The organism is Ruminococcus sp. 1001136sp1_2201st1_G3_2201SCRN_220225 (assembly GCF_040924365.1).
GTDB classification, from domain to species: domain Bacteria; phylum Bacillota; class Clostridia; order Lachnospirales; family Lachnospiraceae; genus Blautia_A; species Blautia_A faecis.
In genome coordinates this window covers 12,153-37,702 of record NZ_JBCOME010000010.1, presented here as the reverse complement: position 1 = coordinate 37,702, position 25,550 = coordinate 12,153, and the positions used below count along the sequence as shown (strand labels likewise).

Genomic DNA, 25,550 nt, shown 5'->3' with positions numbered 1-25,550 from the left:
GGCAAGAACGCCTTTCCGTCCGATTTCCGCAAATCTCTGCAGATCAATGGCATCCCCAAATACAGGGGTATAGTCCACCTTGAAGTCACCTGTGTGCACCACGATTCCCACAGGAGAATAAATAGCCAGTGCAGATGCATCCTGGATACTATGGTTCGTCTTAATAAATTCAATAGCAAAATCACCAAGATTGATCACCTGACCGTGTTTTACTTCTTTTAACTTGGTAGTCTTAGTCAGATTATGCTCTTTCAGCTTGTTGCTGATCAGCGCAAGAGTCAGTTTGGTGGAGTAGATCGGTGCATTTACTTCCTTCAGTACATATGGAAGCGCACCAATATGATCCTCATGACCATGGGTGATCACAAATCCTTTCACCTTGGAAATATTCTCTTTCAGGTAGGTAATATCCGGAATTACAAGATCGATTCCCGGCATATCATCTTCTGGAAAAGCGAGTCCGCAGTCTACTACCACTATACTGTCTTCATACTCAAAAGCTGTAATATTCATTCCAATCTGCTCCAGACCACCAAGTGGAATGATCTTCAGCTTGGAGCCATTGTTAGTTTTACGTGGTCTCTTTAAGGCAGGCTTGCCCTGACCGCGGAACTGAGGTTTATAATTCCCCTTAGTCTGCTTATCCTGTCCTTGTTTCTGACCATCTTTTCCGTCCTTTTTCGGCTGTGCCTTATATCTGTAATTTTTATGTCTGAAATTTGGTTTTCTTGTTCCGTTTCCGGCTGCCGGAGTCCTTTGCCCGTTGTTGTTCATTTCATTTTCCGTCTTCAATCAATCTATCCTCCATTTTGCGCACTTTATCCTCCAAACTCACGCTACCAGGATAAAGCGACTTTATTTTGTTTCGGCTGGTAACTGTTCAGTATTTTCACGGTTACATGCTTTACGATGCACAAAAACATGCAAAGCATGATTTCGCATCACGGTTCACGATCTGCCCAGCAAATTATTACATTTCAAGATCTACGTCATCCAACATCTGTTCAAATACTTTGGAAATTGCCACCAGTTCTTCATCATCTTCTACCATCTCATAGCTGGCTTCTTCGCTTCCCTCTTCTGAAACATCTTTCATAATATAGGCGTTTGCCTCATCGTCCTGTGAATCGGAAACCAGAAGATAAGTGATTCCTGCAACTGTAGTCTGTTCTTCCACAAAAAATTCTATAATCCCATCCTCAGATTGAAATTTAATTTTCTCCATTATTTTCGTCCTTATTCATATTCATTCGGTCTAAGTATCCCTGTAAGATCAAAACCGCAGCCATCTGATCGAGAAACTGCTTCCTGTTCTCACGTCTGACACCGGTCTCCATCAAAGTACGTTCCGCTTCTGCCGTAGTCAGCCGTTCATCCCACATCACAACAGGCAGGCCAGTCCTCTTCTCCAGCTTTTCTTTAAACTCAAGAGATTTCACCGCCCGCTCGCCTACAGTATTATTCATGTTCTTCGGATATCCAAGTACAATACGCTCTACCTGATACTCCGAAATCAGTTCTTCAATCCGTGCCATCGTCTGGCGAAGCTTATTCTCCTGCTTGCGCCAGACAGTTTCCACACCTTGTGCGGTAAGTCCCAGTGGATCACTGACGGCAACGCCCACCGTCTTGGAACCGTAGTCTAATCCCATTAATCTCATAATCAGTATTCCCAGGATCTGTTCTTAATATACTCGGTCAGCAATTCCTCAACAAGTTCGTCACGCTCAACCTTCATGATCATGCTTCTGGCACCCTTATGACTGGTGATATAAGTCGGATCACCGGACATAATATAACCTACGATCTGATTCACAGGATTATAGCCTTTTTCTTCCATTGCGTTGTAAACCAGGTCTAGGATTTCTTTCACTTCAAGCTCCTGATCTGGTTTTGTTCTGAAATATTGTGTACTTCCCAGATTATTTTCTGCCATTTTTCTCACGTCCTTACGATTATTTCTTTTTTATTTTAATATAATTACGTGTAAATTACAATCCTAATTTTGCATTGCCTGTCATTTCCGCAATTGTGTGGTTACTGGTCACGAACTGACCAGTAACACGCTTCGCGATGCACAGAAATCATGCATTCGCATGATTTCGCGCTGAGATTCTCGGGTTTTATGTGAACTTTGTTCACATAAAACACCTCGCGGAACGTGACCAGTGAACAGTAATAATTATGTTACTGGTCACGCCCTACAGAACCTGTATTTCTTCTCCCTGCAGAATATGTGGCTGCAAAGTTTTTTCCACTTTCACCGCCAGAATATCATTTACACCGTATTTCTCCGTTTTCGGCACCGCCACTTTTACATATTCTCTGGAATGTCCCAGATAATATGCTTTTCCATCAATCTCCACTTCCTCCTCCAGAAGCACTTCCAGAGTCTTTCCCAGAAGAGAAGTCTCATATTCTGCCGCACGCTTCTGGTGCAGCTCCAGCATTTTGTCACTTCTCACAGCTTTTTCTGCCTCTGTCAGCTGCCCGGACATAGCCGCAGCCTTAGTTCCATGGCGACGGGAATATTTAAAAATATGGGTTTCATAAAAATGAATATCTTTCACAAAATCATAGGAGGCCTGGAAATCCTCTTCTGTTTCCATTGGAAAACCAACGATCACATCTGTTGTCAGCGCCGGATTTCCAAAATATTTGCGAAGAAGTTCACATCTTGCTTTATACTCCGCACTTCTGTATCGTCTGTTCATTCTCTCCAGAGTCGTATCGCATCCGCTCTGCAGGGAAAGATGAAAATGGGGGCAGACTTTTGACATAGAAGACAGCTCTTTTGCAAATTCTTCTGTGACGATTCCCGGTTCCAGGGAGCCAAGGCGGATTCTCTGAATTCCTTCCACTTCATTTACTGCCTGAATAAGAGAAAGCAAAGTTTCTTTTTTGTCCTCAGGAAAATCCACTCCATAGGAGCTGAGATGAATTCCTGTAAGCACCACTTCTTTGTAGCCGGCTTTGGCCAGCTTGTGCACTTCATTTAAAATATTCTCTTTTTCCCTGCTTCGCACGCGGCCTCTTGCATAGGGAATGATACAATAGGTGCAAAACTGGTTACAGCCATCCTGCACCTTAATATAAGCACGTACATGCTCAGCTGTGCGGCTGATTTCCAGTTCTTCATATTCCTTTGTCTGATTAATCTTAATAATATGAGCCTGACGCTGGTGTTCCTTTTCAAAATCAGCCAGAACTTCCACAATATTTTTCTTCTGGTTATTTCCAAGTACCAGATCCACTGCTTCGTCCTTTTCCAGTTTTCCCTCGTCAGTCTGTACATAACATCCTGTTGCTACTACCACCGCATCCGGGTTCATCTTTTTCGCCTTGTGAAGCATCTGACGGGACTTACGGTCTGCAATATTTGTTACCGTACAGGTATTTATTACGTAAACATCAGCACCTGGTTCAAAAGGTACGATTTCATACCCTGCCTGTTCCAGAAGCTGCTGCATAGCTTCCAGCTCATAAGAGTTTACTTTACATCCGAGATTGTGTAATGCAACCTTTTTTTTCATTCTTTCCTCCAAAACTAGTACCGTCCATACCATGCAGGATAACCCCTCCGCGATGCACCGAATTCATGCAAATGCGTGATTTCGTACCGCACTTCCCGGATTTTCTGTAAATTTCATTCACGAAAAGCATCTCGCGGAATATTACCAGTACACAGTAATGTTGTAAATTTTTTATACATTTTCACTAATTCAGCTGCCATTTTTTCTCTTTTTTCACCTTGACTTTTATCCTGCCTACAGGTAATATGAGTACTGTAAAGCAAACTACTAACAATCCAAGGGAGGTTATATCACAATGAAAACAGCAAAAATCTCACTTAACTCTATTGATAAAGTGAAAGCATTTGTAAACGAGATCAGCAAATTTGACTGCGACTTCGACCTGGTATCCGGAAGATATGTGATTGACGCTAAATCTATCATGGGTATCTTCAGCCTGGATTTATCCAAACCGATCGACCTCAATATCCATGCTGACGGAGCTGCTCTTGACAGCGTTATGGAAATCATCGACAAATATACAGTTGAATAATTAATATTCGATTGTCAGAGGAACTGTTCACAGTTCCTCTTTTTGTTTTTTCGATGATTTCATGCAGTCTCTGAATTCTTTTCCACTTTTTACTGGATCTCAATCACTTCTGCAGTGTTAAGCGCCGCTTCCATCAGTTCATCAATTTTCTCAGCCAGTTTCTCCTCTGACTTGCGGATCACATTCAGGTTCGGCTTTGTAACCGGATGCTTTGCGACGAAAATAGTACAGCAATCTTCATATGGAAGAACAGAAGTGTCATAAGTTCCAATCTCCCAGGAACGCTCTACAATTTCCTGTTTATCAAACCCAATCACCGGACGATATACCGGTAATGTACACACTTCATTCGTTGCTGCAAGACTCTGCAGGGTCTGGCTTGCAACCTGTCCAATGCTCTCACCGGTAATAAGTCCAAGACAGTTATCCTTCTTTGCAAAATGCTCTGCAATTCTCATCATATAACGACGCATAATGATAGTAAGCTCATCATGTGGGCACTGATCGTAAATGTACAGCTGAATGTCTGTGAAATTTACTACATGAAGTTTGATCGGTCCACTGTATTTTGCCACCAGCTTCGCCAGGTCCACAACCTTCTGTTTCGCACGCTCGCTGGTATACGGCGGAGCATGGAAATAAACAGCTTCAATCTTAACGCCTCGCTTTGCGATCATATATCCTGCCACCGGGCTGTCAATTCCACCGGAAAGAAGCAGCATTGCCTTTCCATTGGTTCCAACCGGCATTCCGCCAGGTCCCTTAATGCTCTTGGAATATACATAAATTTTCTCACGGATTTCAACAGAAACAGTAAGTTCAGGCTGATGTACATCCACCTTCGCCTCTGGAAAAGCATCCAGAATGCTTTCACCGACTCTTGCACTTACTTCCATGGAATTTACCGGATAGGACTTCTTTGCACGTCTTGTATATACCTTGAAGGTGCCGTGATAATCCGGATGTACATTCTTCATGTATTCTACAACGTCAGAGCGCATCTGCTCAAATCCTTTGTCTTCGTAAATCACAACCGGACAGATGTAAACAATACCGAATACTGTTTTTAATGCAGCTACAGCCTCCTCAAAATCGTATTCCTCTGGGCAGAATACATAAACACGGCCCTGCTCCTTCACAACGCGGTAATCGCCCTCTATCTTAGAAAGAGCAATATTCATCTGCTTCACAAGGGCATCTTCAAACAGATATCGATTTTTGCCCTTGATAGCTATTTCTGCGTATTTTATTAAAAATGCGTGAAATATCATTTAATTTCCTCCTGTTTCTTTATTTTATGCGGCTGCCGGACTTCCCCCGGCGCTGCATTTCATTCTTCTTTTCCTCGCTGCATCAGTGTCTGGAATATCTCCGAAGCATAGGCAGTACCTGCCCGATCACTTCCAATGCATAATCCACTTCTTCAAATGTATTTTCCTCTGAAAAACTGAATCTCAGCGTACTTTCTCTTTGGGCTGCTTCCATTCCCATTGCACTTAAGGTTCCGGCAGCTTTTCTTTTGTGGCTGGAGCAGGCGCTTCCGGCTGAAACATAAATACCTTTTTCTTCCAGAGTATGAAGCAGCACTTCGCTTCTCACGCCCAGAAAGCTGGCGCTTAAGATCTGAGGTGCACCTTCTCTTATCTCCATTCCGTTGAGACGAACATCAGGAAGTTTCAGAAAACCCTCTGCAAGGCGTTCCTTCAGCTGATACATATGCTCAATTTTCTCATCAAAATCCGTGTAGACCATCTTTGCAGCAACACCCAGTCCTGCAATTCCAGGTACATTATCTGTACCAGACCGCATACCGGCCTGCTGGCCTCCTCCTAAGATCTGAGGCTGAATCCTGGCTTTCTCATTGATATATAAAAATCCTACACCTTTAGGTCCGTGAATCTTATGGCTGCTCACAGAGAGCATATCAATTCCTGCCTTTTTGGGATAAATACGGTATTTTCCAAACGCCTGGATCGCATCTACATGATACAGAGCCTTCGGGCTTTTCTCATGAACCAGTTTTGCAATCTCTTCTACTGGCATCACGGCACCAACCTCATTGTTTACATACATAGTAGATACCAGAATCGTATCTGGGCGCAAAGCCTTCTCTAACGCCTCCAGCTGAACCACACCCCTGTGATCTACAGGGACTATCGTCACCTCATATCCCATCTGTTCCAAGCGCTCTACGGGCTGTCCTACAGCTGCATGCTCCACTGAAGTGGTGATAATATGGTTTCCGCTTCTTTTATTTGCATCTGCTCCGCCAAACAAGGCCAGATTATTTGACTCTGTTCCGCCAGAGGTGAAAATGATCTCTTTTTCATTTACCTTGAGAATTTTGGCAAGTGTCTGTGCAGCTTCACGGACATACTTCTCCGCTTCCACACCTTTTAAATGCATTGCAGAAGGGTTTCCAAAATCCTCTGTCATTGTTTTTACTACAATCTCTGCCACCTCAGGATAACATCTTGTGGTAGCGGAGTTATCAAAATATGCTTCCATTTCTTACTTTTCCTCTTTTTTTCAGAGCATGTTTAAAAAAGGCTATCTGCAAGAAGTACGTCACAATTTGCGGAAGCTTTTGCCCGGATAAGGGCGCAGCCGCGAGCTGCGGCAGCCGAATTCGGGTGAAATATACCACAAAGTGGGGTGTGCAGATTGCTGAAATGATTTTTCAAACAGGCTCTGACACGTCTTGCAGATTGCTGAAATATTTTTAAACAGACTCAAGCGTATACATCAGAATAGACAGCATGGTCATACCTGCTGTCTCTGTGCGCAGGATTCTTTTTCCCAGGGTCACCGGTTTCCCACCGGCTTCCATGGCATCTCTCACTTCTTCCTCCTCAAAGCCGCCTTCCGGGCCGATAAAAACCCCCACAGACTGTCCAGGCTGAATTGCCGACAGGATTTCCCGGGTCTCTTTCATACCTTGGGCAAGCTCATAAGGAATCAGGACCACATCCAGTCCTTTTGCAAAGGCAAGTGCTTCTTTCCAGCTCATTACATTTTTCACTTCCGGGATCAGCATACGCTTAGACTGCTTAGCTGCGCTCTCGGAAATCTGCTGCCATCTGGTAACCTTCTTCTGCGCTTTCTTTGCATCCAGCTTCACCACACATCTCCTTGTTTCAACTGGAACAACAGCGTAGGCGCCAAGCTCCACAGCCTTCTGAATGATCAGTTCCATTTTATCCCCTTTGGGAAGACCCTGGAACAAATAAATCTGGCTTGGGAGCTCATACTGAGATTCCTGGGCATAGAGGATATGAAGAACTGCGCTGTCTTCCTGAAATTCTTCTATGGTACAGTGATATTCCTTCTCACTGCCATCGCTGATCCACACGTCCTCACCAATGCGCATGCGCAGAACATTTTTCATATGGTTCAGATCCGGGCCGGTAAGGGTGATCCTGTGTTCTTCCTCCAGGACCTGAAAAGGCTCCACAAAAAAGCGCTGCATAATTATTCCTTTCTGGCTGTGACAGATACCCATTCTCCCTGATGGGTTACCTCAACCAGCTGAAGCCCGGCGTCTTTCACTGCCTTTACCACTACTTCTTCTTTCACATCCAGTATTCCAGAAGTGATATAGTAAGCACCCTTTTTCATCTGATTTACGATAACCGGTGTCAGAGGCACCAGTACATCTGCCAGGATATTGGCTGTTACAATGTCGTATTTCTCATATCCAACCGTATCCTGAACTTCTTTATCATCAATGATATTTCCAATGAGCATGTCAAAAGTCTCATCCTTAATATCGTTAGCCTCTTTATTGTCTGCCACTGCCGGAATTGCACAGGGATCAAGGTCAGTTCCCACAACATGAGCAGCGCCCAGCTTCAAAGCTACAATTCCAAGAATACCGCTTCCGGTTCCAACATCCAGCATCTGGGTGTCTTTTGTCACAAATTTCTTCAGCTGACGGATTACCAGCTGGGTAGTCTCGTGCATACCAGTTCCAAAAGCTGTACCTGGATCAATGTGAAGGATCATCTTATCTTTATCTTCTTCCTTCACTTCTTCCCAGGATGGAACAATAAGAATGTCATCTACATAGAACTGATGGAAATATTCTTTCCAGTTATTGATCCAGTCTTTGTCCTCTGTCTGGGATTCTGTGATGGTACCTTCGCCGATATCCATGTATCCGCGTACTTCTTCAAGGACAGCACGTACTTTCTCGAGAACAGGCGCAGTTTCTGTGTCCTCTTCCAGATAAAAATTCAGATAGGCGATTCCATCATCCGCTGGACCTTCCGGCATAATATCCACAAACATCTGCTCTTTATCTGTCTCGGTAAGAGGCTGTTTGTCCTGAATCTCTACGCCCTCAACTCCAACGTCTGCAAGGGCAGAGATGATAACGTCTTCTGCTTCTGTTTTTGTTTTGATGGTAAAGCGATTCCACTTCATACTATTTCTCCAATCTTATTATTGAAAGCTGTTTCTTCATAATCACAATATGGTATTTTTTAACATCTTTCGAAACGGTTGTTATCTGTTACTTTATTCTGATTTTTCAATTCACCTGACCAATTACTGGATTTTTATGTCCATGTTACTTCTTTTTATGTGAAAAAATATGCACAACCCACTTATGCCGCTGCCCTTTCTGATAAAATCTCCAGAAAAACTCCACCAGAAGCAACGCCGCTGCTGCATCCACAATGTAATGCTGCTTCAGCACCTGGGTAGAGATAATGATCAGAATTGCAAATACCAGAGAAAATCTCTGATACCATTTCGGCACCTTCTCCGAGCCTTCCACACCTTTCCAGCACATCCAGCTCACATAGCAGTGGATAGAGGGAAACAAATTAGAAGGACTGTTCCCGCCATCCAGGGAATATACCAGAGCGAGAATCTTTTCCGAAAGGGTATTTCCTGCGATCTCCGGTCTTATATTGGTGGTCGGTATTAAAATAAAGCAGATAAAGCAAATAAAATGTATGGTCAGATCTGTGGCAACAAACCGGTAAAACATATCCTTACCACGCCTTGTCGCCAGCAAATACCCCACCGCCCAGAATGGAAATGCCAGAATATAAAACCACACAAATACAGGCAGTAACGGAACTTCCCTGTCAAATGCCATCGTAAAATCATAGTGATACCTGCCAGCTGTAAGCGCACTGCTTCCCCAGTAAATCAGACAATTCACTGCCATGATGGTTACAAGAGGTGCAATAGACCACAGTGGAATATATCGGTTTAACAGGTCTCTTTTCTTTGTTTTCAAGGCAAAACTCCTTTCCGGACTCTTGCGATGTTACTGTCCGTGCTGCTCACTTCCTGACCAGCAGCACGGACAGTAACGTTGCGGCTACCCTTTAATATACAATAAGTAACAAAAAAAGAAAAGAGGATATCTCCCCTTTTCTTTATTCTTTTATGGAAAAACTGATTTTTTACTCTTCAAAGGTCTCTTTTAATTTGTCCATGAAGCTTTTTTTCTTCTTTTCGGACTTTTCTGTGCTATCGCCGGCACTGCCTGCCGGACGATTGCCGCATGCCTCGTCAAATTTGCGGAGAGCCTCTTTCGCATCCTCATTCAGGTTGGTTGGTACCTGAACAACCAGAGTTACGTAGTGATCACCGCGGACATTCTTGTTTCGAAGGGACGGAACACCTTTGCCCTTCAGACGGATTCTGGTATCTGTCTGAGTTCCTGGTTTCACTTCATAGAGAACTTCTCCATCTACTGTATTCAGTTTGACTTCGCCACCAAGTGCTGCCTGTGCATAAGTAATCGGTGCAGTAGAGTAAATATTCATATCCTGTCTCTGGAAAATCGGATGGCGTGCTACATTTACTTCTACCAGCAGATCGCCTCTCGGACCTCCATTTGTGCCAGGTTCACCTTTATCACGGATACGGATACTCTGACCATTGTCAATACCAGCCGGAATAGATACCTTAATTTTCTTGCGATTAGAAATGTATCCGGTACCACGGCAATCCGGACATTTATCTTTGATGATCTTACCTGTACCATGACAATCCGGACACACCTGAACGTTACGAACCATGCCAAACATGGACTGCTGGGTGTAAACAATCTGACCTTCACCATTACATTTCGGACAGGTAACCGGTGAGGTACCAGCCTTAGCGCCGGAACCGTGACAGGAAGTACATTCATCTTTCAGAGTAATCTCAAGTTCTTTCTCACAGCCAAATACAGCATCCTCGAAGGTGATGTTCACGCGTGCACGCAGGTTTGCACCCTTCATAGGTCCATTATTGGCACGTCTGCGGCTTCCGCCGCCTCCAAACAGATCTCCGAAAATATCTCCGAAGATATCACCCATGTCTGCGCCGGAGAAATCAAAGCCGCCGAAACCGCCTGCTCCGCCACCGCCGCCGTTTTCAAAAGCGGCATGACCAAACTGATCATACTGTCTTCTCTTGTCCGGGTCACTTAAGACGCTGTAAGCCTCTGTTGCCTCTTTGAATTTCGCTTCAGCTTCCTTATCTCCCGGATTTACGTCGGGATGATACTTCTTGGCAAGCTGACGATATGCTTTTTTTAATGTAGCGTCATCGGCGCTCTTATCAACGCCTAAGACTTCATAGTAATCTCTTTTATCAGCCATGATTTCTTTCTTTTCCTAACTTTTTGTATTTGGTTATCTTATGGAAGGCGCCAGCGGCGCATTTCCTGTAATATGTCTTTCACCACCACTGCCCGGTCATGAATCATGACCGGGCTGTAATTTCATGTTCCGAAATATTGGAACTTATTATTCAATTAAACCTCTTTGTAGTCAGCATCTACAACATCATCGCCGTAACCTGCCTCGTTACCGCCCTGGGAAGCTCCTCCCATGTCCGGTCCCGGGCCTGCCTGACCAGCACCGCCCTGTGGGTTCTGTGCTTCATACATCTTTGCGAAAAGCTTCTGAGCACTTTCCATCATCTTCTCCTGAGCAGCTTTGATCTCAGCGACCTGAGCATCTCCAATCTCATCTGTATTTGCATATTTAGCAAGGATATCTTTTAATGCATTTAAGTCAGACTCTACGGAAGCTTTGTCATTTGCATCCAGTTTATCGCCTGCTTCTTTCAGTGCATTCTCAACCTGGAATACCATGGAGTCTGCATTGTTCTTTGTATCAATTGCCTCTTTACGTTTCTTATCCTGAGCTTCGAACTCAGCAGCTTCTTTAACAGCCTTGTCAATATCAGACTCGGACATGTTAGAACCAGCTGTGATTGTAATATGCTGCTCTTTACCTGTTCCAAGATCCTTAGCAGATACATTTACAATACCGTTGGCATCGATATCGAATGTAACCTCAATCTGCGGAACACCACGACGTGCTGGCGGGATTCCATCCAGACGGAACTGTCCAAGGGACTTATTGTCTTTCGCGAACTGACGCTCACCCTGTAATACATTGATATCTACAGCGGTCTGATTATCAGCTGCTGTGGAGAAAATCTGGCTCTTCTTGGTCGGGATTGTTGTATTTCTCTCGATCAGACGTGTTGCAATACCACCCATTGTCTCGATAGACAGGGAAAGTGGAGTAACATCAAGAAGAAGGATGTCACCTGCACCAGCCTCACCTGAAAGCTTACCACCCTGGATAGAAGCACCAAGTGCAACACACTCATCTGGGTTCAGGGCCTTGCTTGGCTCTTTGCCAGTTAACTGTCTTACTTTATCCTGTACAGCCGGGATACGTGTGGAACCACCAACCAGAAGCACCTGTCCAAGATCAGAAGCAGTAAGACCTGCATCAGAAAGTGCACGGCGAACCGGCTCTGCTGTTTTCTCAACAAGATCGTGTGTAAGTTCGTCAAATTTAGCTCTTGTAAGGTTCATATCAAAATGCTTCGGTCCTTCAGCTGTTGCTGTGATGAATGGCAGGTTGATATTGGTTGTTGTTGCGGAAGAAAGCTCTTTCTTAGCTTTCTCAGCAGCTTCTTTCAGTCTCTGAAGAGCCATCTTATCGTTGCTTAAGTCAACGCCCTCTGTTCTCTTGAACTCAGAAAGCATATAGTCTGTAATTCTCTGGTCAAAGTCATCACCACCAAGACGGTTGTTACCAGCTGTTGCCAGAACTTCGATAACTCCATCACCAATCTCAATAATGGAAACATCGAATGTACCACCACCAAGGTCATAAACCATGATCTTCTGCTCTTTCTCATTGTCAAGACCATATGCAAGAGCTGCAGCTGTAGGCTCGTTAATGATACGTTTTACATCAAGACCTGCAATCTTACCAGCATCCTTGGTTGCCTGACGCTGAGCATCATTGAAATATGCCGGAACAGTGATAACTGCTTCTGTAACAGACTCTCCAAGGTATCCTTCAGCGTCTTTTTTCAGTTTCTGAAGAATCATAGCAGAAATTTCCTGTGGGGAATATTTCTTATCGTCGATTGTTACACGGTAATCTGTACCCATCTCTCTCTTGATGGAAGAGATTGTTTTCTCTGCGTTTGTTACTGCCTGACGTTTTGCAGGCTCACCTACCAGACGCTCACCTGTCTTTGTGAATGCTACAACAGATGGTGTTGTTCTGGATCCTTCTGTATTTGCGATAACGGTTGGCTGTCCACCTTCCATAACAGCTACACAGCTGTTTGTTGTGCCTAAGTCAATACCAATGATTTTTCCCATGATAATTTTCCTCCTGTTTAAAAATTCATGGTTGCTGTCCATTACACGAACAGTAACATTTATACTTTGTTTTTAGAAAATGTCGATGAAGTTTGATTCTCCAAGCTGCTCTCTGTCAATTAGCAACTTTTACCATACTGTGTCTTACAACGAAATCCTTGTAAGTATATCCCTTCTGGAATTCCTCTACGACGATGTTCTCGCCAACGGATTCGTCCTCCACATGCATCACTGCATTATGCAGATTCGGATCAAATTCCTTGCCTACAGCTTCGATTGGCTTCACGCCCATCTCATCAAAGGCTGTCATCATCTGCTTATAGATCATCTTCATGCCTTCTGCAAATGGATCATCCTCCGGTGCCTGTGCAAGACCTCTTTCGAAGTTATCCACGATCGGAAGCATTTTTTCAACGATGTCCCTGGCGCCGATGATGTACATGCTGGATTTCTCCTTCTCTGTTCTTTTACGGTAGTTATCGAATTCAGCCATGCTGCGCTTCAGTCTGTCTGTAAGCTCCTCGACCTGCTGTTCAAATTTATCTTTCTCTTTTTTCTTCTTGCCGAAGAAAGAAGTTTTTGTCTTGGTTTCCGGTTCCTTCTGAGATTCTGCTTCCTGATCTGGCTGCTCAGTTTCTTCTGTCTGTGCAGGCTCTTCGGAAGTCTCCTCTTCTGCTGTCTGGGCTGTATCTGCTGCCTCTTCTTCGCTTCCGTCTGTTACCGGAATGTCAACTGCTTCTTCCTGTACTTCGGCTTCTTTATTCATTTCTTCTGACACGCTTTCAACCGCCTTTCTAGGTTTTCTTATTTACCATTTCGTCAAGCTGGACTTTTAATTTCTTTAAGCTGTCCACTACATTCTCGTAATCCATTCGCTTGGGACCGATAATTCCAATAGTTCCACGCATTCCATCTCCCAGCTCGTAAGTAGCTGTGACCACACTGCAGTCTTTCATGGTACGTACCGGAACTTCATCCCCGATGTATACCTGAACTCCTGTGTTCTCCGGATCTCCCATTTCCTCACGGACCATATCCGCAAGTTCCTGCTTATCCTCGAAAGTGGAAATCAGCTCACTGGCTCTGGATGTATCTGCAAGCTCTGGATACTTAAATATGTTGGTCGCTCCCGATGTATATACTTTCATATCTTCTTCGTCCACGTGAATCGTAGCTGCAACTGCGTCCAGCACATCTGCAACCACACCGCTGTGGCTACCCGCCTGTTCTTTCAATCTGGCGATCATGCCCAGATTAATATCCTGGATGGGTACGCCGTTCAGGTTCGTGTTAAGAAGAAGATTCAGCTTCAGGATCGTCTGGTCATCCATCTCCTCATCAATATTAATGATCTGGTTCCGAATAACATTACCCTCACATACAACTACGGCAATCAGCTGCCGCTCATTGACTCGTGAAAGCTGAATGAACTTCAGGGTGCTTCCCTTATACTGGGGAACCGCAACCATAGCCGCATAATTGGTATTCGTGGCAAGAACCTTCGCCACCTGCTTGAGCACCTTATCCATCTTATCTGACTTCTCAATCATCAGATCACGGATTTCTGCGATCTCGGCTTCCTTCTCCCTGGTAAGCTCATCTACATAAAGGCGATAGCCTTTATCTGATGGAATTCTTCCGGCTGAGGTGTGGGGCTGTACGATGTAGCCCATATCCGTCAGGTCGGACATCTCATTTCGGATAGTAGCAGAGCTGACATTCAGATCCGGATATTTGGAAATAGTTCTGGAACCTACAGGCTCACCTGTTTCCATATAAGTTTTGATGATTGCTTTCAGTATTTTCCGTTTGCGCTCATCTAATACTTCATCCATGAAATATCTGCTCCTTCCTGAAAAGCAGACGGTCAAACCTGATTCTGATTTCCGTCTGGCTTCTTCGAATTCCTTTGTTAGCACTCATTATTTAGGAGTGCTAACATCTATGCTCTTAAGATACACCTCAGTATTCCTTTTGTCAATATTTTTTACAAATTTTTTTCATCTTTTTTGATAGTTTTTACCCTATACTTTACCATTCTGGCTAAATTCTCCTTACTGCAATACTTTTTTTGGGCAGCAAGGATACTATCAGGTATCTGCCAACGCAGTCTTATGTTTGCTGCCGCATAAATGAAAAAGATGCCTTGAGAAAATTTTCCCTGGCATCTTCTTTCCTATATAGGAATACCGCCCATAGGCGACATGTCCGTTTTGTAACTGTTCAGCACCTTCACAGTTATATGTTTCGCAAAACAGCCCCTGCTGAATAGCAGCCTCTATTTTTTATAATTTTCCAGATAGTCAAGAACTGCTGTCGGCTCATCCAGAAAGACTACCAGATCCAGCACGGAAAAATCCATGAATTTCTCTTCTGCTGTGTACTCCAGCAATGCTTTCATCTTGTCATAATATCCGTCAATGTTATACAGCACAATTGGGCGGTCAATACGTTTCAGGCTTTTCAAGGTAAAAATCTCAAAAAATTCCTCGTAGGTACCAATTCCGCCAGGTGCTACGATCGTAGCATCTGATTTTTCTTCCAGAAGTTTTTTGCGCTCTCTCATATTCTCTGTGAAAATAAATTCCGTGCATTTCTCATACAGAACTCCAGGCTGGTCAAAAAATCGGGGAGCAATTCCAAGTATGTAACCATTTTCTGCTGCCACGCCTCTGGCTGCTGCTCCCATCATTCCGGTAGCTCCGCCGCCAAACACCAGACCGTGACCTCTTTTTCCCATTGCTCTTCCAAGCTCTTCTGTTTTTTCATAATAAATGTTTTTAAGCAGCGCACTTGAAGCGCCATATACACATATGTTCAATCTGTTATCCCCCTTATTTTTTCTTCTAAACACAAGTGCAGCCTACCTGCGGCAGCACCATATACGAAAGTCAGCTGGCATATCTTTTCCAGTCAGCTTCCGACAGCCGCGCAAAACGCCATATTGGCCACACCGCACAAAACCATCACCAGAATGGGATTCATTTTATATTTTCTCAAAAGCACCAGTGCGGCAGTAAAGAATACCACCATTCGAATGCATATGTTTTCCCGAAACAGTTCCACTGCACCATTTATAAAAAAAGATGATACTAAAATGGTAACTCCTGCCTTGGCGATCATGGCCACAACCGCCGGGCGAAGGGATGTAAGAGTTCCCTGGAGAAGGGACATTTTCCGGTATTTCGTGTAAATATATGCCAGCAGGGTTACAATTATACAGGAGGGTAAAATACAGCCAAGAGTAGCCACCACTGCGCCACCAGGACCAGCAATCCTGGTTCCTACAAAGGTTGCGGAGTTTACTGCAATAGGACCAGGAGTCATCTCTGCAATGGTCACAAGATCCGAAAAAGTTTCCATAGAAAGCCAGCCATGCATAGTCACTACCTGTTCCTGTATAAGAGGCATTGCTGCATATCCACCTCCAAAGCTTAATGCACCAATCTGAAGGAAGCTGAAAAAGAGCTGAAGATAAATCATTTTTTGCTGCCCTCCTTCACAAGTGTACGCGCAAATCCAAATACAGCCACAATAAGTATTATATAAATAATGTTCACCTTCAGAAAATAGCTTGCACAAAAACTGATGACCATAATAATCACATTTACCCAGTCTTTTGACTTCGCCACGTTTTTCCCCATGTCGTATACCACGGAAATGATCACAGCACCTACGCCGGCAGTCATGCCTTTCAAAAGAGCTGCTATATAATAATTAGAGCAGAATGCATCATAAAACAAGGAAATCAGGGACAGGATCACCATTGGCGGAATAATAGCCCCCAGAACCGACAGCAGCATTCCCGGTATTCCCCCAAGCTTGTATCCCACCACAATTGCTCCGTTTACCGCGATTGCTCCTGGAGATGACTGTGCGATTGCCACCAGATCCAGCATTTCTTCCTCATCGATCCAGTGATATTGATCCACAAATTTCTCTTTCAATAAAGTAACGATCACATATCCGCCGCCAAAAGTAAACGTACTAAGATATAACGAGGCAAAAAAAAGCTTTCTCAGCACATATCTTTTATTCTTTTGTTTTTCTTCCATTTCCGGCACTCCTAATAATTCTGCATGATTTCTGTGCATCGCGAAGCGTGTTACTGGTCAGGTCATGAACAATCACGCTTTTCTTTTTTAAGATAACGCACTATAGGTATGTCTGTCAATTAAAGTTTTGGAATGCTTCTGGCATTTCAGAAGGCAGAACAAATATTCGATTCTGCTGTACTTTTATAAAAAAGGATGCTATACTGAAAACAGTTAAAGCGTGTTTGATTTTATAAAAGAAAGGACTCATATGGATCATTTTGAATTACATTCCGAGTATAAACCAACCGGCGATCAGCCACAGGCTATTGAGAAACTGGTAAAGGGATTTAAAGAGGGAAATCAGTTTGAGACGCTGCTTGGTGTCACCGGCTCTGGTAAAACTTTTACTATGGCAAACGTTATTCAGGCGCTGAATAAGCCTACTCTGATCCTGGCCCATAATAAAACTCTGGCAGCACAGTTATACGGTGAGTTTAAGGAATTCTTCCCGGAGAATGCGGTGGAGTATTTTGTCTCCTATTACGATTATTACCAGCCAGAAGCATATGTGCCTTCTTCTGACACTTATATTGCCAAGGACTCTGCGATCAATGATGAAATTGACAAGCTCCGTCTTTCTGCCACTGCCGCCATGTCAGAGCGAAAAGATGTTATTATCATCTCTTCTGTGTCCTGTATCTATGGATTGGGTTCTCCTCAGGAATTTCAGGACATGATGATTTCCCTGCGTCCTGGCATGACTAAGGATCGTGATGAGGTTATCCGGGAGCTGATCGACATTCAGTACACCCGAAATGAAATGGACTTCCACCGAAGTACCTTCCGCGTCCGTGGCGACACTCTGGAGATTTTTCCGGCTAACAGCTCAGATACCGCTGTCAGAGTGGAGTTTTTCGGAGATGAGATTGACCGTATCTCTGAGATTGATGTGCTCACCGGAGAAATCAAATGCCAGCTTGCGCACATCGGTATTTTCCCTGCTTCCCATTATGTAGTACCAGCGGAGCAGATTCAGAAAGCAGCCATTGCCATTGAAGAGGAATTAAAAGAACGGGTAGACTACTTTAAAAGCGAAGACAAGCTTCTGGAAGCCCAGCGTATCTCCGAGCGTACCAACTTTGATATTGAAATGATGAAAGAAACCGGCTTCTGCTCCGGTATTGAGAACTATTCCCGTCATCTTTCCGGACTGGAGCCAGGGCAGCCACCTTATACTCTGCTGGATTATTTCGGGGATGATTTTCTTCTTATTATTGATGAGTCACACAAGACAGTCCCACAGGTTGGCGCTATGTACGCAGGCGACCAGAACCGTAAACAGACATTGGTAGACTATGGTTTCCGTCTGCCCTCTGCCAAGGATAACCGCCCTCTGAGCTTTGAAGAATTTGAGAATAAACTGGACCAGGTTTTGTTTGTATCTGCTACCCCGGGAGATTATGAATACGACCATGAGCTTCTCCGCGCCGAGCAGATCATCCGTCCTACCGGTCTTCTGGATCCGAAGGTGGAGGTGCGCCCTGTAGAGGGACAGATAGACGACCTGATTTCTGAAATAACAAAAGAAACCTCCAGGAAAAACAAAGTGCTGATCACAACTCTCACCAAACGAATGGCCGAGGATCTTACCCAGTATATGAAAGATGTGGGAATCCGTGTCCGTTATCTTCATTCGGATATTGATACTCTGGAACGTGCAGAAATCATCCGCGACATGCGTCTGGATGTATTTGATGTGCTTGTAGGCATTAACCTTCTGCGAGAAGGACTTGATATTCCTGAGATCACTCTGGTTGCTATTCTGGATGCAGACAAGGAGGGCTTCCTTCGTTCTGAGACTTCCCTGATCCAGACCATTGGCCGTGCTGCCCGAAACAGCGAAGGACACGTTGTCATGTATGCAGACGTGATGACGGATTCCATGAGAAATGCCATTGAGGAAACCAACCGTCGCAGGGAAATCCAGAAAGCCTATAATAAGGAGCATGGAATTACTCCTACTACTATTAAGAAGGCAGTCCGTGATCTGATTGCAGTTTCCAAGGCAGTTGCTGAAACTGAAGTGAAGCTGAAGAAGGATCCGGAATCCATGAGCAAAAAAGAGCTGAAGAACCTGATCTCCCAGTTGGAAAAACAGATGCGCCAGGCTGCTGCCGACTTGAACTTCGAGCAGGCAGCAGAGCTGCGTGACAAAATGATCGAATTGAAGAAAAATCTTGCAGATGCGGAAAAGTAATCCTTCGATTTTTCCATGCATTTTGCCAGTCAGATTTGGCACAATTTACAGGATTCTCTGCCTGCAGCGGATCGCCTCCGGCCACATTTATATTTGCGCCGCAGTGCGATCCTGCCCGGCGGGGATTTCCGTTAACCTTGATTATTCAGCAATTAATTTTTATTTATCTTCACTGAAAAATTTCTAAAATGTCCTTCCGCATTTTCTGAGAACATTCCGATATAAGTTCCTGTAAAACTCATGTACATGGTTCCTTCTGTAGCCAGCCCTGCAGTAGCGCCGCTTCCCAGCTTCTCATAGTATTTTCCATCTTCGCTGTACCAGAAATCATATTCCAGAGGATTACCGATAATACGAAAATGAATATTTTCCCCAGAGGATACTACTTTCTCAGCTGTTCTTGCAAACATATCATGAATATGCCTGGAAAGACAAACCTTGTACTGTCCGTCCTCTCTGGTTAAGTAAATTTCATAATGATAAAACTGATTGTAGAATGTCCCCAGTCCCACTCTTTTATTTAAACCTTTGACGTTGCTGTCTTGGGAAACCAGACAGGAATCTGAAAAATTTTCTTTCAGACTCACCACAACATCTGCCTCAACATCAAATTCCTTCTGCTTGATTCCAACCCAGGTCGGAGTATCCATATCATTTAAAGTTACGCTTGTTCCCTTCAAAATAAGCTGTCCGGCAGCGGTATCCCGCACATAATTCTCCATATGCGGAGTTCGAACCCAGTTATAATGCAGGCTGAATTTCTCTTCCGAAAAATTATCTGTAAAATTCCGGCATATCGGCTGCACCTGATTACCTGGAAGTGGTCCCTCCATCTCCAAATCTATTCTTCCATTATTTCCAACAACCGGCCAACCCTCTTCATTCCAGATTACAGGGCTTAAAAATGTCTCTCTTCCAAGATGGTGAAGTTTCAGACCTCGCTGTGGAGTACAAGAGGGACGGATTCCCAGACAAACCAGCCACCAGTTTCCATTCTGATCAACTTCCAGATCTGCATGTCCGGTACAGGCAATAGAACCATCTGGATTATCCCTGTGGCTGAGAATCGGATTATGGGGACACGCCTCATACGGTCCAAATGGAGAATCTGCTCTTTGCATGGTAACCATATGTCCATATTCTGTGCCTCCCTCTGCAAGAAGCAAATAATATTTTCCATTCAGCTTGTAAATATGTGATCCCTCCGGACAGATTCCGCCGCAGCCATGGCTGATACAAACACTTTCGGACAACTTTTCCCCTGTATATGGATTGATTTTGCACATAAAAATTCCATCTCTGTCATCTTCATCTCTGGAAGTAGAGGCGAAGTAAACATCTTCGCCATCAAACAACAAAGTAGGATCAATCCCTCCCTGATCAATCCATACCGGCTTTGACCATTCCCCGTAAATATCGCTGGTATGTACGATCAAATGCCCCTTATGTGACACATTGGTAGTGGTCATAAAAAACTCACCGTTATGGTAACAGAGCATCGGCGCATAAATTCCGCCTGACGGCCGAACACCGTCCAGATAAAGCTGCTCTTTATCTCTCAGACAGTAATTGATCAATTCCCAGTTCACAAGATTCTTACTGTGGTAAACCGGAACTCCGGGATAGAATTCAAAAGTTGAATTTACAAGATAAAAATCATCCCCGACTCTGCAAATCGACGGATCTGGATTGTAACCGGAAATAATGGGATTTTTGTATTTTTGTATTCTGCTATCTGACATATTTTTTCCTCCTGATCTGCAAACCGACAAATGCGGTTCTCTTCATAAGATATCTACAGATTACTATGATTCAGAAGGAATAACAACCCTAAAAACTTTTGCTGTATTACAGGAAAAGTTGTATAAACGGCACAGTAAATATGGGCAAATGTGGGTATGCTCCGAACATTTTGGGAATAACCTCTTGAAAACCGGAATTCTATATGTTATACTGATGCCCGTTGAAAAGCCCTGAAAAATAAGGTCTTAAGCGGCTTTTCCGCCGATTCCCGGCGTAGGCCATATACCTTCCGGTATATGCCTCCGCGGCATTCGTCAAATGTCCATGCAAGCATGGCCGCTTGACTCATTGCAGCGCGAAAATGAATCGAGTGTTCGTGACCTTCCACTCGTAAAACAAAACTAAAGGAGACAAATGAATATGAAAAACAAGAGTACCCTGTTTCTGGTGCAGGCAGCGCTGATTGCGGCTGTCTATGTTGTACTGACACTGGTGTTTGCACCGTTTAGCTATGGAGAGATCCAGGTTCGAATTTCCGAAGCCCTGACCATTCTTCCATTCTTCACACCAGCTGCCATTCCTGGTCTTTTTGTAGGCTGTATCCTTGCCAACCTGCTTGGCGGTGCAATTCCTCTGGATATTGCATTCGGAAGTATCGCTACCCTCATCGGAGCTGTATTTACCTACAAACTTCGTAACAGCAACAAATGGCTGGCACCAGTTCCACCAATCGTAGCCAATGCAGTTCTGGTTCCATTCGTACTTCGTTACGGCTATTCCGTCAATCTTCCGATTCCACTTATGATGCTTACAGTAGGTGCCGGAGAGATCATTTCCTGCGGAATCTTTGGAATGGTACTTCTTACTGCACTTTCCAAGTACAAAAATACGCTGTTTGGCAAACAGGCTGCTGCTAAATAAATTCAAAATCACAAATACCCGGTAAGGAATCTCATAAGAATGATTTTCTCCACCGGGTATTTCTATATTTCACGCATATATTCCAAAATATATCTTCAAAAAACATTATACAAGATACATGTCACTATTTGTTGAAGATTTTCTCCAGCTGAAGTTCCATAATAGGCTGCAACATCCAAATGTAAGTCCATCTTTTTTTATTCTATCTTCACCTGCTCCCTCAAAAATCCAAGAAACCGTTCCACACCACCGCCAAGTTTGGTCACACCCTCCGGCCTTTTTCCTGGAACTTCTGATACATCAAAGAAATCTCCATTTCCTGTTTTCTTCGTCTTCATGAAGCTGTCACTTCCATAAATCCCTTCTTCAATTCCCACATACTCATCCCCCCAGAAGCAGCATTCCTCCGGACAGATTCCATACGCTTCCTGAAGATGCTCCAGAATACGATCCACATTGTCGCTCTTACTTGAAATCCCCACCTCCAGATACTTAGCATCACAGGTTGGCTTCACTGTTATCCCATACTGTTCTCCTGCTGCCACAGAAATATCCAGAAGCCCCTGAAGACCGCCTTCTACACCATGCTTTTCCAGGCAATCCTTCAGCATATCCAGCTCATTCTCCTGCATAAACAGATTATCCCCTCTCTGGTTCTCCACCATCAGATCAATCTTACAATAATTAGGTCTGGAAAATACAATGTCCGTATTCAGTCCATACTTTTCCAGAAGCTTCATATGAATGTCAAAGCAGATTCTGTGAATATCCCCCAGCATTTTTTTGTCTGGAAGCATATCCGAGAAAATCAACTCCTGTCCATTTTCATACCGGTAATTAAAGGCACCGCGTCCAAGTCCCAGATACAATTGCGCCAGCTGTTCCTTTGTAAAATACGTCTCCAGTTTTCCCCCTGCAATATTTTCTATTGTAGTTCCGCTTACGATTACCAGATTTACCTTCTGGTCCAGAAGAGGTCGCATTGCTCCTACAATCTCCTCCACAGGTGCCTTTCGGCTGAGAACAGCTGTGCCATCCCAGTCGAAAAAGACTGCCTTATATTTCTTCTTCATAAATACTTCCCTTTCCTGCCTCCAGATGAATTTCCTTCTCATTAAGTTTTAAGAAGACTGCATCTCCTGACACCAGTTCTACTCTTGTTTTTTCATGTGTAAGCTGAATATTCAGCTTTCTTCCCCGGTATAGAAGGTTAAACTGCATACCCTTCCACAGCTTTGGAACATAAGGATGCAGTTCCAGTTCACCGCCGTTTACCCTCACACCTGCAAATCCGTTGATAATTGCCTGCCAGGTTCCTGCCATATTTGCAGCATGGATTCCCGCATAGAAGTTATCATGATAATCATCCAGATCCATTCTTGCAGACTGTGCAAAATATTCATACGCCTCGTCATAATATCCGATCTGGCAAGCCAGCATTCCAAACACACAGTTAGAAAGAGAAGAATGATGCAGTGTCACTTCCTGATAGAAATCATAGTTTCGTTTCAGTTCTTCCTTGCTGAATAAATAACTGTGCAGATAAAGCCCGAAAATAGCATCTGCCTGCTTGCACATTCTCTGTCTGTAGACAAATAATGGATGATAATTTTCATACAAAAGATGTCTCTTTTCCGGTGGGATTCTGGAATCATCCCATGGACGAAGCATCATAAACCGATCATCCAGCGCATATACCTGACGACTTTCATCATATGGAAAATACATATTTTCCACAATTTTTTTCCAGTATGCAGTTTCTTCCCGGGTAATTCCCATTCTGGAAACAAATGCCTCATATACATCCTCTCCAGCCTCTTTTAACATATCCAGCGATTTCAATGCATAACGGATATTTTCCCTTCCCATAAGATTGGTATAAAAATTATTATCCGTAATAGCATTGTACTCATCTGGTCCTGTTACCGCACAAATACAGTATTTTCCGCCCTTGCACTCAGCAAAATATCCTACATCCGCCCAGACTCTGGCAGTCTCCACAAAAACCTCAGCAGCCATATCTTTGAAAAACTCCATATCCCCGGTAACACTCACATACAGCCAAAACGCATAGGCAATATCTGCATTGATATGATACTGGGCCGTACCAAGTGGAAAATAAGTGGAAGCTTCCTCTCCATTAATAGTACGCCATGGATAAAGAGCCCCCTTCTGGTGTCCAAGAACTTTTGCACGGTCCCGGGCCTGATCCAATGTACGGAAACGATACTCCAGAAGTTTTCTTGCAAGCTCCGGTGCTGTGTACACAAATACCGGAAGCACATACATTTCTGTATCCCAGAAATAGTGTCCTTCATATCCTTCCCCAGAAAGCCCCTTTGCTCCCATTCCTGTGCGTCCGTCTCTTCCTGCAGACTGCATAATATGAAACAGGTTAAAACGGATTCCCTGCTGAAGGGTCTCATCATCATAAATCTGAACATCGGAAACATCCCAGAATTCATGGATTTTATCCATATGAGCCTGGAATTCCTTCCTCCATCCATTCTCAGATGCCTCTTTCAGTTCTTTTTTCGTAAATCTTTCCAGCTCGCTAACCTCCATGTCCTGACTGGATGTATAGACAATAGCTTTCTCACAGGTAACCGTAGTATTTTCCGGAATCTCCATTCTGCTTTCACACACAGCATGTCTTTTTTCTTCCTCTGTTTCAAAAACAGTTACAATCTCTCCGGCTCCTTCTATTTTATACTGACTTCCACAGCCCACAGTCATGCAACTCTGCAAAGTAGTGCCCTCATAATACAGCACACCGTCTTCAGCCTGAAGTTTATCCATATGCAGTCTGCTTCCAAAAGGACCATAGCCGATCAGCGGATTTGTCTTCCTCGTATGATTCTCCACATCCCCATTTAAATGAGAGCAGATACGAATCTCCCCTGAAAAATTCACTGGTGTGATCTGAATTCGCTGGTACATTCTGTTCTTATGCACCAAAGACACAAAACGTTCCATCACAAGCTGCAGCTTTTTCCCCTTTGGAGAAATCCAGGTCAGCTTTCTTTCCACATAGCCATCTTTCATATGGAGCACACGGCTGTAATCTTCCACCTTGCCGGTGCGCATGTCAAACAGCTCTCCATCTGCATAGATTTCTGTTTTCTTAAGATCTGACAGATTCAGAAGTGACTGGCTCTTGGTCGGAAATCCATAATTCCACTCTCCGTAAGGAATGTCCACACTTTCATAAAATCCGTTGATAAAGTTGCCTTCCAGCCCTTCATCAACAGAGAAATCATAGCCTTCTTCAAAAGTACCTCTGGTACCAATATATCCATTTGACAATGCAAAGGTTGTCTCATTCCGGTAATTGGTTTCCATGGAAAATTCCTTTTCTGTAACATTCCATGTCTCTACTGGATAAATCGGTTTCTTGTTGATATCCATATTCTCATCCTTTCACAGCCCCTGCAGTAAGACTCTCCATAACCTGTCTCTGCAGAAGGATAAATAAAATAATTGTAGGAAGCACCGTCATCACAACTGCTGCAAACAGCGCGGAATAGTTGTTTGCAAAAGTTCCCATATAATAATTCAACGCAATAGGAACTGTCCTTGCACGGTCACCGCTTGTCAACATCAAAGCGAAATAGAACTCATTCCAGATATTGATAAACTGAATCATGGCAATGGTCACAAGTCCCGGCTTCGCCAGCGGCAGGATAATATGTAAAAATGTCTGGATAAAAGTTGCGCCATCAATATAAGCCGATTCCTCAAGCGCTGTGGAAATGGTCTTATAATAGCTGACCATAACAAAGAAAGACATTGGAATTCCCATTGCAGAATACACAATGATCAGACCAAGCTTTGTATCAAAAATCCCCAGCTTCTGGAAAATGGCAAACAATGGCTGGGA

25 protein-coding genes are annotated in these 25,550 nt (G+C 43.9%); 4 read left to right on the top strand and 21 right to left on the bottom strand.

From position 1 onward, the window contains the following. The 5 genes from AB5642_RS05330 to mtaB all read right to left on the bottom strand — a co-directional run. A partial coding sequence (locus tag AB5642_RS05330; protein WP_368371486.1) for a ribonuclease J occupies nucleotides 1–792 on the bottom strand: 792 nt, incomplete at its 3' end. A gap of 178 nt (nucleotides 793–970) precedes the next feature. Continuing rightward, nucleotides 971–1,225 (bottom strand): DUF1292 domain-containing protein, encoded by a 255-nt coding sequence (locus AB5642_RS05325; protein ID WP_118578546.1) that lies wholly within the window; start codon nucleotides 1,223–1,225, stop codon nucleotides 971–973. Next, complete coding sequence (ruvX, locus tag AB5642_RS05320; protein ID WP_118578548.1) at nucleotides 1,212–1,661, bottom strand: Holliday junction resolvase RuvX; 450 nt, start codon at nucleotides 1,659–1,661, stop codon at nucleotides 1,212–1,214. Before ruvX ends, AB5642_RS05325 begins: the two co-directional genes overlap by 14 nt. A 2-nt stretch (nucleotides 1,662–1,663) precedes the next feature. Beyond that, the gene (locus AB5642_RS05315; protein ID WP_021925017.1) at nucleotides 1,664–1,936 is read right to left on the bottom strand and encodes an IreB family regulatory phosphoprotein; all 273 of its coding nucleotides are present in this window, start codon (nucleotides 1,934–1,936) and stop codon (nucleotides 1,664–1,666) included. Between the two features lie 265 nt (nucleotides 1,937–2,201). Further along, a complete protein-coding gene (gene mtaB / locus AB5642_RS05310; RefSeq protein WP_173719319.1) occupies nucleotides 2,202–3,533 on the bottom strand; it encodes a tRNA (N(6)-L-threonylcarbamoyladenosine(37)-C(2))-methylthiotransferase MtaB in 1,332 nt (443 codons plus the stop codon). A gap of 295 nt (nucleotides 3,534–3,828) precedes the next feature. On the opposite strand from mtaB, the gene AB5642_RS05305 reads away from it, so the two are divergent. Next, nucleotides 3,829–4,065: an HPr family phosphocarrier protein gene (locus tag AB5642_RS05305; RefSeq protein WP_021925019.1), complete on the top strand. Its 237-nt coding sequence runs from the start codon at nucleotides 3,829–3,831 to the stop codon at nucleotides 4,063–4,065. Between the two features lie 89 nt (nucleotides 4,066–4,154). On the opposite strand, the gene thiI is transcribed toward AB5642_RS05305, so the two are convergent. Further along, entirely contained in the window at nucleotides 4,155–5,336 is a 1,182-nt protein-coding gene (gene thiI, locus AB5642_RS05300; RefSeq protein WP_173719320.1) for a tRNA uracil 4-sulfurtransferase ThiI, read from the bottom strand. Nucleotides 5,337–5,418: 82 nt separating this feature from the next. Beyond that, entirely contained in the window at nucleotides 5,419–6,573 is a 1,155-nt protein-coding gene (locus AB5642_RS05295) for a cysteine desulfurase family protein (RefSeq protein WP_173719321.1), read from the bottom strand. On the opposite strand from AB5642_RS05295, the gene AB5642_RS05290 reads away from it, so the two are divergent. Next, the gene (locus AB5642_RS05290; RefSeq protein WP_368371485.1) at nucleotides 6,564–6,791 is read left to right on the top strand and encodes a DUF6783 domain-containing protein; all 228 of its coding nucleotides are present in this window, start codon (nucleotides 6,564–6,566) and stop codon (nucleotides 6,789–6,791) included. The genes AB5642_RS05295 and AB5642_RS05290 overlap by 10 nt on opposite strands. Here the strand turns inward: AB5642_RS05290 and AB5642_RS05285 are convergent. From AB5642_RS05285 to AB5642_RS05240, 10 genes are all read right to left on the bottom strand, one after another. After that, a complete protein-coding gene (locus AB5642_RS05285) occupies nucleotides 6,788–7,534 on the bottom strand; it encodes a 16S rRNA (uracil(1498)-N(3))-methyltransferase (RefSeq protein WP_173719322.1) in 747 nt (248 codons plus the stop codon). The two genes, AB5642_RS05290 and AB5642_RS05285, sit on opposite strands and share 4 nt — an antisense overlap. Before the next feature lie 2 nt (nucleotides 7,535–7,536). Continuing rightward, the gene (prmA, locus tag AB5642_RS05280) at nucleotides 7,537–8,490 is read right to left on the bottom strand and encodes a 50S ribosomal protein L11 methyltransferase (RefSeq protein WP_148461284.1); all 954 of its coding nucleotides are present in this window, start codon (nucleotides 8,488–8,490) and stop codon (nucleotides 7,537–7,539) included. Between the two features lie 145 nt (nucleotides 8,491–8,635). Then, nucleotides 8,636–9,316: a phosphatase PAP2 family protein gene (locus tag AB5642_RS05275; protein WP_243271302.1), complete on the bottom strand. Its 681-nt coding sequence runs from the start codon at nucleotides 9,314–9,316 to the stop codon at nucleotides 8,636–8,638. A 169-nt stretch (nucleotides 9,317–9,485) separates the two neighbouring features. Further along, nucleotides 9,486–10,673 (bottom strand): molecular chaperone DnaJ, encoded by a 1,188-nt coding sequence (gene dnaJ, locus AB5642_RS05270; protein ID WP_118578560.1) that lies wholly within the window; start codon nucleotides 10,671–10,673, stop codon nucleotides 9,486–9,488. 155 nt (nucleotides 10,674–10,828) lie between these two features. Then, a complete protein-coding gene (gene dnaK, locus AB5642_RS05265; protein WP_173719323.1) occupies nucleotides 10,829–12,712 on the bottom strand; it encodes a molecular chaperone DnaK in 1,884 nt (627 codons plus the stop codon). Nucleotides 12,713–12,827: 115 nt separating this feature from the next. Further along, nucleotides 12,828–13,490, bottom strand: a complete 663-nt coding sequence (grpE, locus tag AB5642_RS05260; RefSeq protein WP_256144466.1) for a nucleotide exchange factor GrpE — start codon at nucleotides 13,488–13,490, stop codon at nucleotides 12,828–12,830. Nucleotides 13,491–13,506: 16 nt separating this feature from the next. Beyond that, nucleotides 13,507–14,547 (bottom strand): heat-inducible transcriptional repressor HrcA, encoded by a 1,041-nt coding sequence (gene hrcA, locus AB5642_RS05255; protein ID WP_173716405.1) that lies wholly within the window; start codon nucleotides 14,545–14,547, stop codon nucleotides 13,507–13,509. 443 nt (nucleotides 14,548–14,990) lie between these two features. Beyond that, nucleotides 14,991–15,533 carry a TIGR00730 family Rossman fold protein gene (locus AB5642_RS05250; RefSeq protein ID WP_118578562.1) on the bottom strand — a complete coding sequence of 181 codons (543 nt, stop codon included), beginning with the start codon at nucleotides 15,531–15,533 and terminating at the stop codon, nucleotides 14,991–14,993. A 92-nt stretch (nucleotides 15,534–15,625) separates the two neighbouring features. Further along, nucleotides 15,626–16,195, bottom strand: coding sequence for a chromate transporter (locus AB5642_RS05245; RefSeq protein ID WP_173718788.1), 570 nt, complete (start codon nucleotides 16,193–16,195; stop codon nucleotides 15,626–15,628). After that, entirely contained in the window at nucleotides 16,192–16,767 is a 576-nt protein-coding gene (locus AB5642_RS05240) for a chromate transporter (RefSeq protein WP_118578566.1), read from the bottom strand. Before AB5642_RS05240 ends, AB5642_RS05245 begins: the two co-directional genes overlap by 4 nt. A 250-nt stretch (nucleotides 16,768–17,017) precedes the next feature. Between AB5642_RS05240 and uvrB the strand changes: the two genes are divergently transcribed. Beyond that, complete coding sequence (gene uvrB, locus AB5642_RS05235) at nucleotides 17,018–19,006, top strand: excinuclease ABC subunit UvrB (protein ID WP_173716404.1); 1,989 nt, start codon at nucleotides 17,018–17,020, stop codon at nucleotides 19,004–19,006. A 152-nt stretch (nucleotides 19,007–19,158) separates the two neighbouring features. Here uvrB and AB5642_RS05230 read toward each other — a convergent pair whose 3' ends face one another. Continuing rightward, complete coding sequence (locus AB5642_RS05230) at nucleotides 19,159–20,748, bottom strand: glycoside hydrolase family 43 protein (RefSeq protein ID WP_173718787.1); 1,590 nt, start codon at nucleotides 20,746–20,748, stop codon at nucleotides 19,159–19,161. A 421-nt stretch (nucleotides 20,749–21,169) separates the two neighbouring features. On the opposite strand from AB5642_RS05230, the gene AB5642_RS05225 reads away from it, so the two are divergent. Beyond that, nucleotides 21,170–21,670 (top strand): QueT transporter family protein, encoded by a 501-nt coding sequence (locus tag AB5642_RS05225; protein ID WP_148461260.1) that lies wholly within the window; start codon nucleotides 21,170–21,172, stop codon nucleotides 21,668–21,670. Between the two features lie 197 nt (nucleotides 21,671–21,867). Here AB5642_RS05225 and AB5642_RS05220 read toward each other — a convergent pair whose 3' ends face one another. From AB5642_RS05220 to AB5642_RS05210, 3 genes are all read right to left on the bottom strand, one after another. Further along, nucleotides 21,868–22,743 carry an HAD family hydrolase gene (locus tag AB5642_RS05220; protein ID WP_173716402.1) on the bottom strand — a complete coding sequence of 292 codons (876 nt, stop codon included), beginning with the start codon at nucleotides 22,741–22,743 and terminating at the stop codon, nucleotides 21,868–21,870. Next, on the bottom strand, nucleotides 22,727–25,078 hold the full coding sequence (locus AB5642_RS05215; protein WP_368371484.1) for a glycoside hydrolase family 65 protein: 2,352 nt from the start codon (nucleotides 25,076–25,078) through the stop codon (nucleotides 22,727–22,729). The genes AB5642_RS05220 and AB5642_RS05215 overlap by 17 nt, the downstream gene beginning before the upstream one ends. Nucleotides 25,079–25,082: 4 nt before the next feature. Next, a partial coding sequence (locus AB5642_RS05210; RefSeq protein ID WP_368371483.1) for a carbohydrate ABC transporter permease occupies nucleotides 25,083–25,550 on the bottom strand: 468 nt, incomplete at its 5' end.

Coding starts and splice junctions, on each gene's coding strand:
- AB5642_RS05325 (WP_118578546.1), bottom strand. CDS start 1,225: ATGGAGAAAATTAAATTTCAATCTGAGGATGGGATTATAGAATTTTTT.
- ruvX (WP_118578548.1), bottom strand. CDS start 1,661: ATGAGATTAATGGGATTAGACTACGGTTCCAAGACGGTGGGCGTTGCC.
- AB5642_RS05315 (WP_021925017.1), bottom strand. CDS start 1,936: ATGGCAGAAAATAATCTGGGAAGTACACAATATTTCAGAACAAAACCA.
- mtaB (WP_173719319.1), bottom strand. CDS start 3,533: ATGAAAAAAAAGGTTGCATTACACAATCTCGGATGTAAAGTAAACTCT.
- AB5642_RS05305 (WP_021925019.1), top strand. CDS start 3,829: ATGAAAACAGCAAAAATCTCACTTAACTCTATTGATAAAGTGAAAGCA.
- thiI (WP_173719320.1), bottom strand. CDS start 5,336: ATGATATTTCACGCATTTTTAATAAAATACGCAGAAATAGCTATCAAG.
- AB5642_RS05290 (WP_368371485.1), top strand. CDS start 6,564: ATGCTTCCATTTCTTACTTTTCCTCTTTTTTTCAGAGCATGTTTAAAA.
- AB5642_RS05295 (WP_173719321.1), bottom strand. CDS start 6,573: ATGGAAGCATATTTTGATAACTCCGCTACCACAAGATGTTATCCTGAG.
- AB5642_RS05285 (WP_173719322.1), bottom strand. CDS start 7,534: ATGCAGCGCTTTTTTGTGGAGCCTTTTCAGGTCCTGGAGGAAGAACAC.
- prmA (WP_148461284.1), bottom strand. CDS start 8,490: ATGAAGTGGAATCGCTTTACCATCAAAACAAAAACAGAAGCAGAAGAC.
- dnaJ (WP_118578560.1), bottom strand. CDS start 10,673: ATGGCTGATAAAAGAGATTACTATGAAGTCTTAGGCGTTGATAAGAGC.
- dnaK (WP_173719323.1), bottom strand. CDS start 12,712: ATGGGAAAAATCATTGGTATTGACTTAGGCACAACAAACAGCTGTGTA.
- hrcA (WP_173716405.1), bottom strand. CDS start 14,547: ATGGATGAAGTATTAGATGAGCGCAAACGGAAAATACTGAAAGCAATC.
- AB5642_RS05245 (WP_173718788.1), bottom strand. CDS start 16,195: ATGATTTATCTTCAGCTCTTTTTCAGCTTCCTTCAGATTGGTGCATTA.
- AB5642_RS05240 (WP_118578566.1), bottom strand. CDS start 16,767: ATGGAAGAAAAACAAAAGAATAAAAGATATGTGCTGAGAAAGCTTTTT.
- uvrB (WP_173716404.1), top strand. CDS start 17,018: ATGGATCATTTTGAATTACATTCCGAGTATAAACCAACCGGCGATCAG.
- AB5642_RS05230 (WP_173718787.1), bottom strand. CDS start 20,748: ATGTCAGATAGCAGAATACAAAAATACAAAAATCCCATTATTTCCGGT.
- AB5642_RS05225 (WP_148461260.1), top strand. CDS start 21,170: ATGAAAAACAAGAGTACCCTGTTTCTGGTGCAGGCAGCGCTGATTGCG.
- AB5642_RS05220 (WP_173716402.1), bottom strand. CDS start 22,743: ATGAAGAAGAAATATAAGGCAGTCTTTTTCGACTGGGATGGCACAGCT.
- AB5642_RS05215 (WP_368371484.1), bottom strand. CDS start 25,078: ATGGATATCAACAAGAAACCGATTTATCCAGTAGAGACATGGAATGTT.